Raw genomic sequence first — 15,195 nt, 5'->3', positions numbered from 1 at the left:
CGACGGCATCCGTGAACCCCTGCGTATCCGGGCCGGGTGGGTGTCTGACGGTGCGGTCAAAGACCTAGAAGCCTTCGTCACCCGCACTTCCCCGACCGCCGGAGTGGCGCCGGTCCTGACCCTCCCCGACCCGACCGTCCACCACCGCGAGATCGGAGACGCAGCATGACCAACGCCGACACCCACACCGACAGCGCCGACACCGTGACCGACAGCGCGCCGGGGCGGGAGCCGGTCGATCAGGACACGCTCACCCGGGCGCAGAAGGCGATGCTGGCCCTGTCGCACGAGGTCGCGGTCCAGCTCGCCGAGGACCACGGCGTGTGTGTCCGCCCCCTGGCGATGCGCCGCATCGACCAATCCACCGGACGGATCGATGTCGTGCCGGTGCCGTGCGGTTCGACACGGGAAGACCAGTGCCGCCCCTGCTCAGACAAGGCCCGACGGCTGCGGATGACCCAGTGCCGCGAAGGCTGGCACCTGGAGAACGAACCCGCCGTCACACCTGCCGACCCGACGACCGCGCAGAAAGAGTTGATGGCCGCCCGCGCGGACTTCCACGCCGCCTACACTGACTGTCTCGCCGCCGGAGACAACGCCGAGTGTGATGAGATACGCGAGATCGTCGAGGACATCGACACCGAACTCCGCGCCCTCGGAGTCCGCGGACCCCTCGCCCCGCTCGACCCCCGCCCGAAGGCCATCCGCCGGACTACCCGGCGTCGTCAGGACGCCCCGAACCTGCCCCGGCGGCCTGTGGAGGACCGCACGATCGGACGGGTGTTCGGCGGGAAATATCGGCCCTCGACCTTCCTCACCCTGACCCTGGACACCTACGGCCGCGTCGACGGCAACGGCGCCGCGATCGACCCCGATACCTACGACTACCGCCGCGCCGCCCGCGATGCGATCCACTTCCCGAAGCTGCTGGACAGGTTCTGGCAGAACACGCGGCGCTGTGTCGGCTGGGACGTGCAGTACTTCGGGACCGTCGAACCGCAGAAACGCGGTGCCCCGCACTTCCACGCCGCCATCCGCGGCACCATCCCCCGCGCAGAGTTGCGCGCGATCACCGCCGCCACCTACCACCAGGTCTGGTGGCCCGCCCACGACGACATCGTCTACACCGGGGACAAGCTCCCCCGCTGGGACCACCGGCAGAAAGCCTTCGTCGACCCCGACACCCACACACCGCTCCCCACCTGGGACGAGGCCACCGACCCCGAGGTCCTCACCACGCCGGCCCACACCGTGGTCTTCGGCCCCCAAGTGCATGTGAAAGGCATCCTCGGCGGCACCGAAGAAGCCGGACGCCACATCGGCTACCTCACCAAATACCTCACCAAATCCGTCGGCCACGCCGCCGGACTCGACGACACCGCCACCACCCGCCAGCGCGACCACGCCCGACGCCTCACCGCCGAACTCGCCATCAACCCGTGTTCGCCGCGCTGCCCGATCTGGCTGCTCTACGCCGTCGCACCCAAGGGTGCCCGCCCGGAGATGACCCCCGGGCACTGCACCGGCACAGCGCACAAGCCCGAACACCTCGGCATCGCCGGACGCCGCGTCCTGGTCTCCCGCAAATGGTCCAACAAGAGCCTCGGTGATCACCGCGCGGACCGGAGCGCGTTCGTTCGGCAACTCCTCGACCACGCCGGAGTGACACCCGCCTACGCGATCGATGACGGACCCTTCAACTGGGAACCCGTGCAACCCGGCGACAGCGACGTCCCACCCCGCCCCGTCCTGCTTCTGCACGCGATCCATCAACGCCAACGATGGCGCGCCGACTACGACGCCGCCCTCCTCACCACCACCGGCCCACCACCGGACGACCGTTCGGCAATCGGGTGTTCGGCTACCCGTGATCAGGCCGCGTAGCAGGGACGCCGTCGATGACGCAGTACCTGACCGTGGCCGAGACCGCCCGCTACCTGAACACCTCCCCGCGTTTCGTGCGGCGCCTGGTCGCAGCCCGACGGATCGCGTTCTACCGCATCGGACGGCATGTGCGCTTCGCCGTGACCGACCTCGACGCCTGGCTCGCCCAAGGCCGGGTCGAACCGTTCCCCCACCGACCACACCCACACCCCCGGCGAGGAACGCGATGACGGCGAACAAGACGAGTCGGCGCCGGTTCGGCTCCATCCGCCGCCTGCCCTCCGGGCGGTATCAGGCCAGCTACCCCACCAACAGCGGGCAACGCCGCACCGCCCCGGGAACCTTCGACCGCAAAGGCGACGCCGCCCAATGGCTCACCCTCGTCGAAAGCGACATCCTGCGCGGTGACTGGTTCGACCCCGCCCTGGGCCAGCTACCCTTCCATGACTTCGGGGAGCAGTGGATCACCGAACACCGCGTCAGCGCCCGCACCCGCGAGGAGTACCGCAGCATCTGGCGCCACCACATCGACCCGTTCCTCGGCCCGATCGACCTCGCCGAGCTGACCACCGCAGTCATCCGCACCTGGCGCACCACCCTGCTCGCTGCCGGACGCTCCGAAGACCGCACCGCGAAGGCCTACCGCCTCGTCCGCGCCATCTGCACCACCGCCGTCGACGACGGCCGGATCACCCGCAACCCCTGCCGCATCAAAGGCGCCGGTGAACACCGCACCCCCGAACGCCCCACCGCCACCATCGGCCAGGTCTTCGACCTCGCCGCCGCGATGCCACCCCGCTTCCACGCCCTGATCCTGTCCGCCGCGTTCACCGGACTGCGCTGGGGAGAACTCGCCGGGCTACGCCACTGCGACCTCGACCTGAACACCGCCACCCTCCACGTCCGACGACGCCTGGCCCAACTCAGCCGAGGCGGCCTCCGACCCGGGCCACCCAAATCCGCCGCCGGTATCCGCACCCTCTCCCTGCCCCCGTTCCTCGTCGAGGTCCTCACCACCCACACCGCCGCCTACTCCGGCCCGCCACCGGACGGACTGATCTTCTGCGGACAACGCGGCGGCATGCTCCGACGCGGGAACTTCGGCCGCGCAACCGACTGGCCCACCACCGTGGTCAAGACCGGGCTCCCCACCGGTTTCCATTTCCATGACCTACGTCACACCGGTAACCATCTCGCTGCTACTGCTGGGGCCAGCACCCGCGAACTCATGCACCGCATGGGCCACGGCACCATGCGCGCCGCACTGATCTACCAACACGCCACCACCGAACGCGACCGCCGCATCGCCACCCAGATCGCCGCACTGGTCGACCGCGAACGCCGACCCCACACCGATCAGGACATCGAGGCCGACGACGACGGCTGAGTCGTCAGAGAGTTCACCGGCGGCTTCCCTCATCGGGCACGTATTCCCCACCCCTCCGAGACCACCTCAATCGGGCGAGCGATAACGCTGCGCCCCCCGGTCTTCGGTCCACCCAATTTCATACTCGCCGCAGGAGAACGTCGACTCGGGAAAGTCGCGCCCCTTTCGCATCATGAATTCATCGGCAGTCGCACTATCGTGGAATACTCCAAGGATTCGACAGTCGTCAGCTTCCTCCTGGAGGACGATCCAGACCGTCGACGGCGCGGCGGCATGAGTGACCACGCGACGACCCCGCCCGTACAGCCCCGACCCCGGTTCACCCCGGCTCCGCCGCACGGCCCGATCAAGAGCATGGGCACACAGGACGACCAGCACCCCGGTCACCACGAAGAGCCAGTCGAATCCACCGTTCCACACGGTGAGGATGACCACGAGGCCCGCCGCAGTGCACACAGCCCAGACGATGTTGAGCATGCGCACGCCTCCCTGCCGTCTCATGTTCAAGCGTCCGGGGGCGGCCACTCGCCCTCTTCTCGCACACCGGTCGCACGTCCCGCACCACCCCCTGTTCAAGATCGATAAGGGGTGGTGTTTCGGCCGGTCGCGTGGTGTGAGCGGGCGACGGGAATCGAACCCGCGTAGCCAGTTTGGAAGACTGCGGTCAATGCCCTGCCCACCTGCGCGATCTGAGCCGGTCGACTGACCGTGAGTGGCCGTGAGTGACCGTGGTTCCCCGCCAGTACTCGCACGCTCGTTGCACGACCGGCCCCGTGGGTTGTCTTTTTTCCCACGCGCCCGGCCTGCTGGTGATCTCCTCGCGGCGCGGGTTCACCCCTGCCAGACCGAGGGGTGGGGTGCAAGGCACGGGGTTCAGCCTTGCACCCCACCCCTCGGTCTGGTTGCCGTCTCGGCGCGCCGTGAGGAGATCGCCAGCCCCGCCGCACTCCCCCTGATCTCCGAGCGGTGTCGGGTCCGGGCGGAGCCCGGCCGCCGGAGGCATCCCGGGCGGCACGCCCGGCCTACAGGACTGACGACGGTCCGCATCGACGCCTGGCGTGACGCGGAGCAAGGGCAGCGGCGGCCATCGTGCAGGCGTGCCGTCGGCGTCTCTGGGGTTCAGGCGGCTGCCTGGTGGCTTGGGGTCGGGTAGCCGAGCCCGCCGCCGCGAACGGGCCGGAGGTGTAGTGAGCGAGCGGCGGGGGCGGCGTGGCCGACCCCGCGCCGCCGGAGGCGGCGCCTTGATCCCCTAAAGCACAATTCGGCAACACACACGACCTAGCAGACCTCGCCCACCGCCTCCGGAGCACCAGCGGACTCGTCGGGAACCGACGCCCGTACCGCACTTTTAGTGACAGGCCGTATGATAAGTGCACAGTGCCTGACGGCTAGTCCCTCACTAGGGAGGCAGGATGTTCGGCTTAGTTGCACGTTCGACCTCGCGGACGCAGAGGCGGCCCGGAGGTTCGACGCTTTAACTTCAGCTACGTGTGAGCAGATCAAATCCTCAGAGCAGGCACCTGCTCTACCCGTAAAACTGTATCCGCCGAGCCACTGGCTCGAATTTTCTACGGAACTTTACATCGACCGCGACTCTCGAGGCCCACGAATCCACTGCGCACGTGAAGCACTCCTGGCAGAACGCGAGCAGTACATCACAAACCTGCGAGTCGAGTTCATCGCCTCAACGAACGGCAAGCCGACACTCCGATGAGAAGCGATTCGTCAACAGACTTCGGTCGGAAAATAGCATTCCTGCGCAAGAAGCTTGGATACTCGCAGGCGGATTTGCACAAAAGGTCGGACGCTCGAAACCGCGGTAAGTCAGGTGGAGCGCGGAGTTCGGCGAATCGACCGCATGTCAGTGCTTGAACGCGTAGCCGACGCCCTTGACACGAGGTCGGCGAGCTGACACCAGAAAATCTGGCCACTCGCCACGACAGGAAGCCTGCTGCCGCTACTGAGTTAGCACTAACCCTGGCGTCGAACCACGCGCTCCAGGCGTACCGAAATCGCCCCAGCCGTAGATATCCCCGGCATTGAAGAGCGAACCAGTCACGCATGGAAGCTGGCCCACTCTGCTCAGTATGAAGAGCTTGCAATTCTCTGCGGATTTGATCAAGAAGTCGAAACCGCCAGCGATCAGGCTGGCACGAGATCCCCCCGCAGTCCGGCAATCGCGCGCTCGGATGTACCTCGCTGCATCTGCAATGCTAGCCAAGCTAGGGGAATTTGATGCAGCCTGGTGGCAATCGATCGCGCCACGGCGTCCGCTCACACCTTAAAGAACGCGCACTTACTGGCCGAATGCGCATTTCGTCTTGCGATTGTCTTTCAAGCGAGCCGACGCTTCGACATGGCCCGTCGAGTCGCAGGCGATGCCGCCAACGCTCTGTCTCAAACCTACCCCAGGGGGATTCAGACCCCGCAACCTACGCACTGCTTGGCGCACTTCATCTTCAACTTGCTACAGCTCAGCGCGCAGCGGAGACGGAGATGCAGCCTACCGTTACCTAAATGATGCGCGAGAGGCCGCTGAGCACGTTCACGATGGCCGCAATGACTACAACACCGAATTTGGGCCGACCAATGTGAGTCTGCACGAGTTGCTGTCGCAGTTGAGCTTGCGACGCTGGCCGAGCCCTACGCGTAGCAGAACAGATCGACGACGGCCGTCTGTCGCCGAGCGGCAGGGCCGATTCTTGATCGATGTCGCCAGCGCAAGCGCACAGCTGCCCGCACCGACGCCGGATCAATGCACCGCCGCAGCTTCACCGTCTCGCCGCAACAGGCTAGGTCACACAGCCGAGCGCGCACCCTCATTGCGGACCTCCTGCGGTCGCATGGCGAGACCCTCGCGTGAAGGAGCTGGCCGGACAGGTCACCTCCAACTGACCTCCGCCAAGACCCGCACTAAAAGTATTGACTAGCACAACCAGTGCGAGTACTGTCGGGATAGCGGCGGGAGAGCCTGTCGCTCAGGAGGAGCTGACATGGCGCGCAGTAACAGGTTTGTGGTGGCGATGGGTGATGTGTTCCCGCTGGGGGCGTTCGTGGTGTCGGAGGTGGAGGCGGTGCGGGATTTTGAGAAGTCGGCGCCGGGGCGTCCGGTGCAGCAGGTCGATCGGGAGTCGGGGTTGCCGGTGTGGTCGGTGTCGGTGCTGGATGCGATCCGGAAGCACGGCGGAGCGAGAAGACGGTGGTGGTGAAGATCGCTGCGGCGCATCAGCCGGTGCCGCCGGAGGCCACAGCGGGGTTGCCGTTTCGTCCGGTGGAGTTCGACGGGCTCACGGTGACCCCGTACGTGCAGGAGACCGGCGGGCGTCCGCGTGTGGCTTACAGCTTTCGCGCGGCGGGGATGCGCGCCCCCGGCCCCCAGCGTGGACATACGGCCAAGAACCAGGACGCCGCCTGACAAGCACTGTCGGACCAGGCGATATGTGTGGGAGAGCCCGTTAGTGGCGGGCTCCCCCACCGAGTCTTCCTTGCCGTGTGTTGCTGCCGTGGCAGGCAGTTGATCAACCCGGAACCAGCGTGGAAGGACACCGATCCTAGATGAACACCGGACTTTCTTCACCCCCTCCTGCCCTGCCCCGGGCGCTTCACGGTGCTGAACGTCATCGCTGGCGGGCAGGGGCGGCGTGTCGCGGGATGGACACCGAGTCGTTCTTCCCCACCGACACCGCTCCGCACGCCGCCGAGCCTGCGTTGGAGGTGTGTCGTGGTTGCCGGGTCCGCAGTATGTGTCTGGTCGAGGCGCTGCTGGTCGAAGACCCGGCCCGCCGCTACGGCGTCCTCGGCGCCACCACCCCACAGGATCGACGGCGGCTGCACCGCACCGCTCGGGTCGCCGCCCGCCGGAGCACCGCCCCTGCTGCCGTTCCCACACCGGGGAGCGCGGCGGCATGAACACCGACACGACCACCGATGTCGTTACCGGGGAGGACACGGTGCGGTGCGAGGTGTGCCTGACCCCGCTGAGCGCGGTATCTCAGGGGGACGGGCGTCGGTGTAGCGACCATCATGACCAGCTCGCGTTGGTTCCCCTCCTTGCCGTGTGCGCTCCGCGTCGTTCCCCGGAACAGGACGGAGAGCGTCGATGAGCACGACAGGTTCTCTCGTTGTTGCCGGTCTGGCGACGGTGGTGGTGCTCGCTGGTCTGCATTGGGTGGGGCAGTTCCTCGGCCGGATCGCCGAGGGCGTGGCGACGGTCGCGGTCGTGTTCGTCACCGTCTGGTTGGCCTGCAAGGTCGTCGTGATCGTGACGGTGTGGGTGGTTCGGCATTGGCGCACCACGATCACCGCTGCGGTCGCTGTGGTGTGGTGCTCGCTGCTCGGGTGGCCCTCGCTGGTGGTCACCATCGCTGCGGTCGCTGTCGCGCTGGGGGTGTGGCGGTGGACATCGGTGGTGTCGTTCGATCGTTATGCCGGGCGTCGTCTGCGGGGGTGGTGGCTGCGCTGGCTGCTGTATGCGCCTCGGATGCCGCGCTGGCTGCGCTCCTGCAACCTGACGGTGCCGGACCGGGGCGGAGCACCGATCGCGGTGGTGAATCCATTGCGCCGCACCCCGGTCTTGTCGAGGTCGCGGCCGGTGGCTGATCAGCTCCCTCGGATTCTGGGGGTGCGCTCGGGGCCGTCGTGGGACGAGGTCCGGGTCCGCCTCGTTCCCGGGCAGACCCCGGAAGAGTTCGACACCGCCACCCGCGCCCTCGCTGTCGCGCGCAGGGTGCGGCGTTGTCAGGTGCGGGAGTTGTCCCCGAATGTGGTGTCGATCGATTTCCAGCGCCGCAACCTGCTGTCCGGGGTGGTGCGGGCGCCGGGCCTGGACACCCTGTCCGACCTGGACGGGTCGGCGATCGACCTGGAGAAGGTCTGGTCCGGGCACACCGAGTACGGCACGGACTGGCATCAGTCGTTGATCGGTGGTCACACCCTGGTCGCGGGGGCGACTGGGGCGGGGAAGGGGTCGTTGATGTGGGCGCCGTTGTGTGCGATCGCCCCCGCGATCGGTGACGGCCTGGTCCGGGTCAACGGGATCGACCCGAAAGGTATGGAGCTGGCCTACGGGCGGGGAGTGTTCCACCGCTACGCCGTCACCAGCAAAGACGCCCTCGCCCTCCTCGATGATCTTGTCGAGAGCATGGAGGCCCGTAAACGCGAGTACGCCGGGGCGACCCGCCTGGTCCCCGTCACCCGGGACACCCCGTTGGAGATCGTGGAGTTCGACGAGATCGGTGCGCTGCTGCGTTACGGCGGGGACCGCAAGACCCGCGAGGCGATCACCGACCGCGTCGCCCTGCTCACCACCCAGGGCCGCGCGTTGGGCTACACCGTGCGCGGCTATGTGCAGGAACCGACCAAGGACACCGTCCCGGTGCGGGAGCTGTTCCCCCGCCGCATCTGCCTACGCGTCGCCTCGAAGTCCCATGTGTCGATGGTCCTCGGCGATCACGCCTACGACCGTGGTGCGTGGGCCAACCGGATCGGTGAAGACGAACCCGGCGTGGGCTATCTGTTCGGCGACGGCATCCGTGAACCCCTGCGTATCCGGGCCGGGTGGGTGTCTGACGGTGCGGTCAAAGACCTAGAAGCCTTCGTCACCCGCACTTCCCCGACCGCCGGAGTGGCGCCGGTCCTGACCCTCCCCGACCCGACCGTCCACCACCGCGAGATCGGAGACGCAGCATGACCAACGCCGACACCCACACCGACAGCGCCGACACCGTGACCGACAGCGCGCCGGGGCGGGAGCCGGTCGATCAGGACACGCTCACCCGGGCGCAGAAGGCGATGCTGGCCCTGTCGCACGAGGTCGCGGTCCAGCTCGCCGAGGACCACGGCGTGTGTGTCCGCCCCCTGGCGATGCGCCGCATCGACCAATCCACCGGACGGATCGATGTCGTGCCGGTGCCGTGCGGTTCGACACGGGAAGACCAGTGCCGCCCCTGCTCAGACAAGGCCCGACGGCTGCGGATGACCCAGTGCCGCGAAGGCTGGCACCTGGAGAACGAACCCGCCGTCACACCTGCCGACCCGACGACCGCGCAGAAAGAGTTGATGGCCGCCCGCGCGGACTTCCACGCCGCCTACACTGACTGTCTCGCCGCCGGAGACAACGCCGAGTGTGATGAGATACGCGAGATCGTCGAGGACATCGACACCGAACTCCGCGCCCTCGGAGTCCGCGGACCCCTCGCCCCGCTCGACCCCCGCCCGAAGGCCATCCGCCGGACTACCCGGCGTCGTCAGGACGCCCCGAACCTGCCCCGGCGGCCTGTGGAGGACCGCACGATCGGACGGGTGTTCGGCGGGAAATATCGGCCCTCGACCTTCCTCACCCTGACCCTGGACACCTACGGCCGCGTCGACGGCAACGGCGCCGCGATCGACCCCGATACCTACGACTACCGCCGCGCCGCCCGCGATGCGATCCACTTCCCGAAGCTGCTGGACAGGTTCTGGCAGAACACGCGGCGCTGTGTCGGCTGGGACGTGCAGTACTTCGGGACCGTCGAACCGCAGAAACGCGGTGCCCCGCACTTCCACGCCGCCATCCGCGGCACCATCCCCCGCGCAGAGTTGCGCGCGATCACCGCCGCCACCTACCACCAGGTCTGGTGGCCCGCCCACGACGACATCGTCTACACCGGGGACAAGCTCCCCCGCTGGGACCACCGGCAGAAAGCCTTCGTCGACCCCGACACCCACACACCGCTCCCCACCTGGGACGAGGCCACCGACCCCGAGGTCCTCACCACGCCGGCCCACACCGTGGTCTTCGGCCCCCAAGTGCATGTGAAAGGCATCCTCGGCGGCACCGAAGAAGCCGGACGCCACATCGGCTACCTCACCAAATACCTCACCAAATCCGTCGGCCACGCCGCCGGACTCGACGACACCGCCACCACCCGCCAGCGCGACCACGCCCGACGCCTCACCGCCGAACTCGCCATCACCCCGTGTTCGCCGCGCTGCCCGATCTGGCTGCTCTACGCCGTCGCACCCAAGGGTGCCCGCCCGGAGATGACCCCCGGGCACTGCACCGGCACAGCGCACAAGCCCGAACACCTCGGCATCGCCGGACGCCGCGTCCTGGTCTCCCGCAAATGGTCCAACAAGAGCCTCGGTGATCACCGCGCGGACCGGAGCGCGTTCGTTCGGCAACTCCTCGACCACGCCGGAGTGACACCCGCCTACGCGATCGATGACGGACCCTTCAACTGGGAACCCGTGCAACCCGGCGACAGCGACGTCCCACCCCGCCCCGTCCTGCTTCTGCACGCGATCCATCAACGCCAACGATGGCGCGCCGACTACGACGCCGCCCTCCTCACCACCACCGGCCCACCACCGGACGACCGTTCGGCAATCGGGTGTTCGGCTACCCGTGATCAGGCCGCGTAGCAGGGACGCCGTCGATGACGCAGTACCTGACCGTGGCCGAGACCGCCCGCTACCTGAACACCTCCCCGCGTTTCGTGCGGCGCCTGGTCGCAGCCCGACGGATCGCGTTCTACCGCATCGGACGGCATGTGCGCTTCGCCGTGACCGACCTCGACGCCTGGCTCGCCCAAGGCCGGGTCGAACCGTTCCCCCACCGACCACACCCACACCCCCGGCGAGGAACGCGATGACGGCGAACAAGACGAGTCGGCGCCGGTTCGGCTCCATCCGCCGCCTGCCCTCCGGGCGGTATCAGGCCAGCTACCCCACCAACAGCGGGCAACGCCGCACCGCCCCGGGAACCTTCGACCGCAAAGGCGACGCCGCCCAATGGCTCACCCTCGTCGAAAGCGACATCCTGCGCGGTGACTGGTTCGACCCCGCCCTGGGCCAGCTACCCTTCCATGACTTCGGGGAGCAGTGGATCACCGAACACCGCGTCAGCGCCCGCACCCGCGAGGAGTACCGCAGCATCTGGCGCCACCACATCGACCCGTTCCTCGGCCCGATCGACCTCGCCGAGCTGACCACCGCAGTCATCCGCACCTGGCGCACCACCCTGCTCGCTGCCGGACGCTCCGAAGACCGCACCGCGAAGGCCTACCGCCTCGTCCGCGCCATCTGCACCACCGCCGTCGACGACGGCCGGATCACCCGCAACCCCTGCCGCATCAAAGGCGCCGGTGAACACCGCACCCCCGAACGCCCCACCGCCACCATCGGCCAGGTCTTCGACCTCGCCGCCGCGATGCCACCCCGCTTCCACGCCCTGATCCTGTCCGCCGCGTTCACCGGACTGCGCTGGGGAGAACTCGCCGGGCTACGCCACTGCGACCTCGACCTGAACACCGCCACCCTCCACGTCCGACGACGCCTGGCCCAACTCAGCCGAGGCGGCCTCCGACCCGGGCCACCCAAATCCGCCGCCGGTATCCGCACCCTCTCCCTGCCCCCGTTCCTCGTCGAGGTCCTCACCACCCACACCGCCGCCTACTCCGGCCCGCCACCGGACGGACTGATCTTCTGCGGACAACGCGGCGGCATGCTCCGACGCGGGAACTTCGGCCGCGCAACCGACTGGCCCACCACCGTGGTCAAGACCGGGCTCCCCACCGGTTTCCATTTCCATGACCTACGTCACACCGGTAACCATCTCGCTGCTACTGCTGGGGCCAGCACCCGCGAACTCATGCACCGCATGGGCCACGGCACCATGCGCGCCGCACTGATCTACCAACACGCCACCACCGAACGCGACCGCCGCATCGCCACCCAGATCGCCGCACTGGTCGACCGCGAACGCCGACCCCACACCGATCAGGACATCGAGGCCGACGACGACGGCTGAGTCGTCAGAGAGTTCACCGGCGGCTTCCCTCATCGGGCACGTATTCCCCACCCCTCCGAGACCACCTCAATCGGGCGAGCGATAACGCTGCGCCCCCCGGTCTTCGGTCCACCCAATTTCATACTCGCCGCAGGAGAACGTCGACTCGGGAAAGTCGCGCCCCTTTCGCATCATGAATTCATCGGCAGTCGCACTATCGTGGAATACTCCAAGGATTCGACAGTCGTCAGCTTCCTCCTGGAGGACGATCCAGACCGTCGACGGCGCGGCGGCATGAGTGACCACGCGACGACCCCGCCCGTACAGCCCCGACCCCGGTTCACCCCGGCTCCGCCGCACGGCCCGATCAAGAGCATGGGCACACAGGACGACCAGCACCCCGGTCACCACGAAGAGCCAGTCGAATCCACCGTTCCACACGGTGAGGATGACCACGAGGCCCGCCGCAGTGCACACAGCCCAGACGATGTTGAGCATGCGCACGCCTCCCTGCCGTCTCATGTTCAAGCGTCCGGGGGCGGCCACTCGCCCTCTTCTCGCACACCGGTCGCACGTCCCGCACCACCCCCTGTTCAAGATCGATAAGGGGTGGTGTTTCGGCCGGTCGCGTGGTGTGAGCGGGCGACGGGAATCGAACCCGCGTAGCCAGTTTGGAAGACTGCGGTCAATGCCCTGCCCACCTGCGCGATCTGAGCCGGTCGACTGACCGTGAGTGGCCGTGAGTGACCGTGGTTCCCCGCCAGTACTCGCACGCTCGTTGCACGACCGGCCCCGTGGGGTTGTCTTTTTTCCCACGCGCCCGGCCTGCTGGTGATCTCCTCGCGGCGCGGGTTCACCCCTGCCAGACCGAGGGGTGGGGTGCAAGGCACGGGGTTCACCCCGTGCCTTGCACCCCACCCCTCGGTCTGGCAGGGGTGAACCCGCGCCGCGAGGAGATCACCAGCAGGCCGGGCGCGTGGGAAAAAAGACAACCCCACGGGGCCGGTCGTGCAACGAGCGTGCGAGTACTGGCGGGGAACCACGGTCACTCACGGCCACTCACGGTCAGTCGACCGGCTCAGATCGCGCAGGTGGGCAGGGCATTGACCGCAGTCTTCCAAACTGGCTACGCGGGTTCGATTCCCGTCGCCCGCTCACACCACGCGACCGGCCGAAACACCACCCCTTATCGATCTTGAACAGGGGGTGGTGCGGGACGTGCGACCGGTGTGCGAGAAGAGGGCGAGTGGCCGCCCCCGGACGCTTGAACATGAGACGGCAGGGAGGCGTGCGCATGCTCAACATCGTCTGGGCTGTGTGCACTGCGGCGGGCCTCGTGGTCATCCTCACCGTGTGGAACGGTGGATTCGACTGGCTCTTCGTGGTGACCGGGGTGCTGGTCGTCCTGTGTGCCCATGCTCTTGATCGGGCCGTGCGGCGGAGCCGGGGTGAACCGGGGTCGGGGCTGTACGGGCGGGGTCGTCGCGTGGTCACTCATGCCGCCGCGCCGTCGACGGTCTGGATCGTCCTCCAGGAGGAAGCTGACGACTGTCGAATCCTTGGAGTATTCCACGATAGTGCGACTGCCGATGAATTCATGATGCGAAAGGGGCGCGACTTTCCCGAGTCGACGTTCTCCTGCGGCGAGTATGAAATTGGGTGGACCGAAGACCGGGGGGCGCAGCGTTATCGCTCGCCCGATTGAGGTGGTCTCGGAGGGGTGGGGAATACGTGCCCGATGAGGGAAGCCGCCGGTGAACTCTCTGACGACTCAGCCGTCGTCGTCGGCCTCGATGTCCTGATCGGTGTGGGGTCGGCGTTCGCGGTCGACCAGTGCGGCGATCTGGGTGGCGATGCGGCGGTCGCGTTCGGTGGTGGCGTGTTGGTAGATCAGTGCGGCGCGCATGGTGCCGTGGCCCATGCGGTGCATGAGTTCGCGGGTGCTGGCCCCAGCAGTAGCAGCGAGATGGTTACCGGTGTGACGTAGGTCATGGAAATGGAAACCGGTGGGGAGCCCGGTCTTGACCACGGTGGTGGGCCAGTCGGTTGCGCGGCCGAAGTTCCCGCGTCGGAGCATGCCGCCGCGTTGTCCGCAGAAGATCAGTCCGTCCGGTGGCGGGCCGGAGTAGGCGGCGGTGTGGGTGGTGAGGACCTCGACGAGGAACGGGGGCAGGGAGAGGGTGCGGATACCGGCGGCGGATTTGGGTGGCCCGGGTCGGAGGCCGCCTCGGCTGAGTTGGGCCAGGCGTCGTCGGACGTGGAGGGTGGCGGTGTTCAGGTCGAGGTCGCAGTGGCGTAGCCCGGCGAGTTCTCCCCAGCGCAGTCCGGTGAACGCGGCGGACAGGATCAGGGCGTGGAAGCGGGGTGGCATCGCGGCGGCGAGGTCGAAGACCTGGCCGATGGTGGCGGTGGGGCGTTCGGGGGTGCGGTGTTCACCGGCGCCTTTGATGCGGCAGGGGTTGCGGGTGATCCGGCCGTCGTCGACGGCGGTGGTGCAGATGGCGCGGACGAGGCGGTAGGCCTTCGCGGTGCGGTCTTCGGAGCGTCCGGCAGCGAGCAGGGTGGTGCGCCAGGTGCGGATGACTGCGGTGGTCAGCTCGGCGAGGTCGATCGGGCCGAGGAACGGGTCGATGTGGTGGCGCCAGATGCTGCGGTACTCCTCGCGGGTGCGGGCGCTGACGCGGTGTTCGGTGATCCACTGCTCCCCGAAGTCATGGAAGGGTAGCTGGCCCAGGGCGGGGTCGAACCAGTCACCGCGCAGGATGTCGCTTTCGACGAGGGTGAGCCATTGGGCGGCGTCGCCTTTGCGGTCGAAGGTTCCCGGGGCGGTGCGGCGTTGCCCGCTGTTGGTGGGGTAGCTGGCCTGATACCGCCCGGAGGGCAGGCGGCGGATGGAGCCGAACCGGCGCCGACTCGTCTTGTTCGCCGTCATCGCGTTCCTCGCCGGGGGTGTGGGTGTGGTCGGTGGGGGAACGGTTCGACCCGGCCTTGGGCGAGCCAGGCGTCGAGGTCGGTCACGGCGAAGCGCACATGCCGTCCGATGCGGTAGAACGCGATCCGTCGGGCTGCGACCAGGCGCCGCACGAAACGCGGGGAGGTGTTCAGGTAGCGGGCGGTCTCGGCCACGGTCAGGTACTGCGTCATCGACGGCGTC

At 67.8% G+C, this 15,195-nt stretch carries 15 protein-coding genes; 11 read left to right on the top strand and 4 right to left on the bottom strand.

The genetic code is table 11. The features are described from left to right. Positions 1 to 270: 270 nt before the first annotated feature. From KPL59_RS12720 to KPL59_RS12710, 3 genes are read left to right on the top strand one after another with little or no spacing between them, the layout of a single operon-like run. Complete coding sequence (locus tag KPL59_RS12720) at positions 271 to 1,884, top strand: helitron helicase-like domain-containing protein (protein WP_226360908.1); 1,614 nt, start codon at positions 271 to 273, stop codon at positions 1,882 to 1,884. Positions 1,885 to 1,898: 14 nt separating this feature from the next. Then, the gene (locus KPL59_RS12715) at positions 1,899 to 2,114 is read left to right on the top strand and encodes a helix-turn-helix domain-containing protein (RefSeq protein ID WP_226360295.1); all 216 of its coding nucleotides are present in this window, start codon (positions 1,899 to 1,901) and stop codon (positions 2,112 to 2,114) included. Next, positions 2,111 to 3,271, top strand: a complete 1,161-nt coding sequence (locus KPL59_RS12710) for a site-specific integrase (protein WP_226360294.1) — start codon at positions 2,111 to 2,113, stop codon at positions 3,269 to 3,271. The genes KPL59_RS12715 and KPL59_RS12710 overlap by 4 nt, the downstream gene beginning before the upstream one ends. Positions 3,272 to 3,337: 66 nt before the next feature. On the opposite strand, the gene KPL59_RS12705 is transcribed toward KPL59_RS12710, so the two are convergent. Further along, entirely contained in the window at positions 3,338 to 3,748 is a 411-nt protein-coding gene (locus tag KPL59_RS12705; RefSeq protein ID WP_226360293.1) for a hypothetical protein, read from the bottom strand. Positions 3,749 to 6,264: 2,516 nt separating this feature from the next. Between KPL59_RS12705 and KPL59_RS12700 the strand changes: the two genes are divergently transcribed. The 7 genes from KPL59_RS12700 to KPL59_RS12670 all read left to right on the top strand — a co-directional run bounded on the left by KPL59_RS12700 (position 6,265) and on the right by KPL59_RS12670 (position 12,062). Then, entirely contained in the window at positions 6,265 to 6,480 is a 216-nt protein-coding gene (locus KPL59_RS12700) for a hypothetical protein (protein WP_226360907.1), read from the top strand. Then, positions 6,474 to 6,686 (top strand): hypothetical protein, encoded by a 213-nt coding sequence (locus tag KPL59_RS12695; RefSeq protein ID WP_226360906.1) that lies wholly within the window; start codon positions 6,474 to 6,476, stop codon positions 6,684 to 6,686. Before KPL59_RS12700 ends, KPL59_RS12695 begins: the two co-directional genes overlap by 7 nt. Positions 6,687 to 6,826: 140 nt before the next feature. Beyond that, on the top strand, positions 6,827 to 7,180 hold the full coding sequence (locus KPL59_RS12690; protein WP_226360297.1) for a WhiB family transcriptional regulator: 354 nt from the start codon (positions 6,827 to 6,829) through the stop codon (positions 7,178 to 7,180). 190 nt (positions 7,181 to 7,370) lie between these two features. Continuing rightward, positions 7,371 to 8,960: an FtsK/SpoIIIE domain-containing protein gene (locus KPL59_RS12685; protein ID WP_226360296.1), complete on the top strand. Its 1,590-nt coding sequence runs from the start codon at positions 7,371 to 7,373 to the stop codon at positions 8,958 to 8,960. A 101-nt stretch (positions 8,961 to 9,061) separates the two neighbouring features. Beyond that, positions 9,062 to 10,675 carry a helitron helicase-like domain-containing protein gene (locus KPL59_RS12680; protein ID WP_226360545.1) on the top strand — a complete coding sequence of 538 codons (1,614 nt, stop codon included), beginning with the start codon at positions 9,062 to 9,064 and terminating at the stop codon, positions 10,673 to 10,675. Positions 10,676 to 10,689: 14 nt separating this feature from the next. Then, complete coding sequence (locus tag KPL59_RS12675; protein ID WP_226360295.1) at positions 10,690 to 10,905, top strand: helix-turn-helix domain-containing protein; 216 nt, start codon at positions 10,690 to 10,692, stop codon at positions 10,903 to 10,905. Further along, positions 10,902 to 12,062 carry a site-specific integrase gene (locus KPL59_RS12670; RefSeq protein ID WP_226360294.1) on the top strand — a complete coding sequence of 387 codons (1,161 nt, stop codon included), beginning with the start codon at positions 10,902 to 10,904 and terminating at the stop codon, positions 12,060 to 12,062. The genes KPL59_RS12675 and KPL59_RS12670 overlap by 4 nt, the downstream gene beginning before the upstream one ends. A 66-nt stretch (positions 12,063 to 12,128) precedes the next feature. Here KPL59_RS12670 and KPL59_RS12665 read toward each other — a convergent pair whose 3' ends face one another. Then, entirely contained in the window at positions 12,129 to 12,539 is a 411-nt protein-coding gene (locus KPL59_RS12665) for a hypothetical protein (RefSeq protein WP_226360293.1), read from the bottom strand. Positions 12,540 to 13,335: 796 nt separating this feature from the next. Here KPL59_RS12665 and KPL59_RS12660 point away from each other — a divergent pair. Further along, a complete protein-coding gene (locus tag KPL59_RS12660) occupies positions 13,336 to 13,746 on the top strand; it encodes a hypothetical protein (protein WP_226360293.1) in 411 nt (136 codons plus the stop codon). Between the two features lie 66 nt (positions 13,747 to 13,812). On the opposite strand, the gene KPL59_RS12655 is transcribed toward KPL59_RS12660, so the two are convergent. Together KPL59_RS12655 and KPL59_RS12650 are read right to left on the bottom strand one after the other, a co-directional pair. Continuing rightward, on the bottom strand, positions 13,813 to 14,973 hold the full coding sequence (locus KPL59_RS12655) for a site-specific integrase (RefSeq protein WP_226360294.1): 1,161 nt from the start codon (positions 14,971 to 14,973) through the stop codon (positions 13,813 to 13,815). Next, a complete protein-coding gene (locus KPL59_RS12650; protein WP_226360295.1) occupies positions 14,970 to 15,185 on the bottom strand; it encodes a helix-turn-helix domain-containing protein in 216 nt (71 codons plus the stop codon). Before KPL59_RS12650 ends, KPL59_RS12655 begins: the two co-directional genes overlap by 4 nt. Between the last annotated feature and the right edge of the window lie 10 nt (positions 15,186 to 15,195).

This window comes from Pseudonocardia sp. ICBG1142, assembly GCF_020496255.1.
In the GTDB taxonomy this organism is placed as follows: domain Bacteria; phylum Actinomycetota; class Actinomycetes; order Mycobacteriales; family Pseudonocardiaceae; genus Pseudonocardia.
This window is presented reverse-complemented; position numbering and strand designations above follow the sequence as displayed.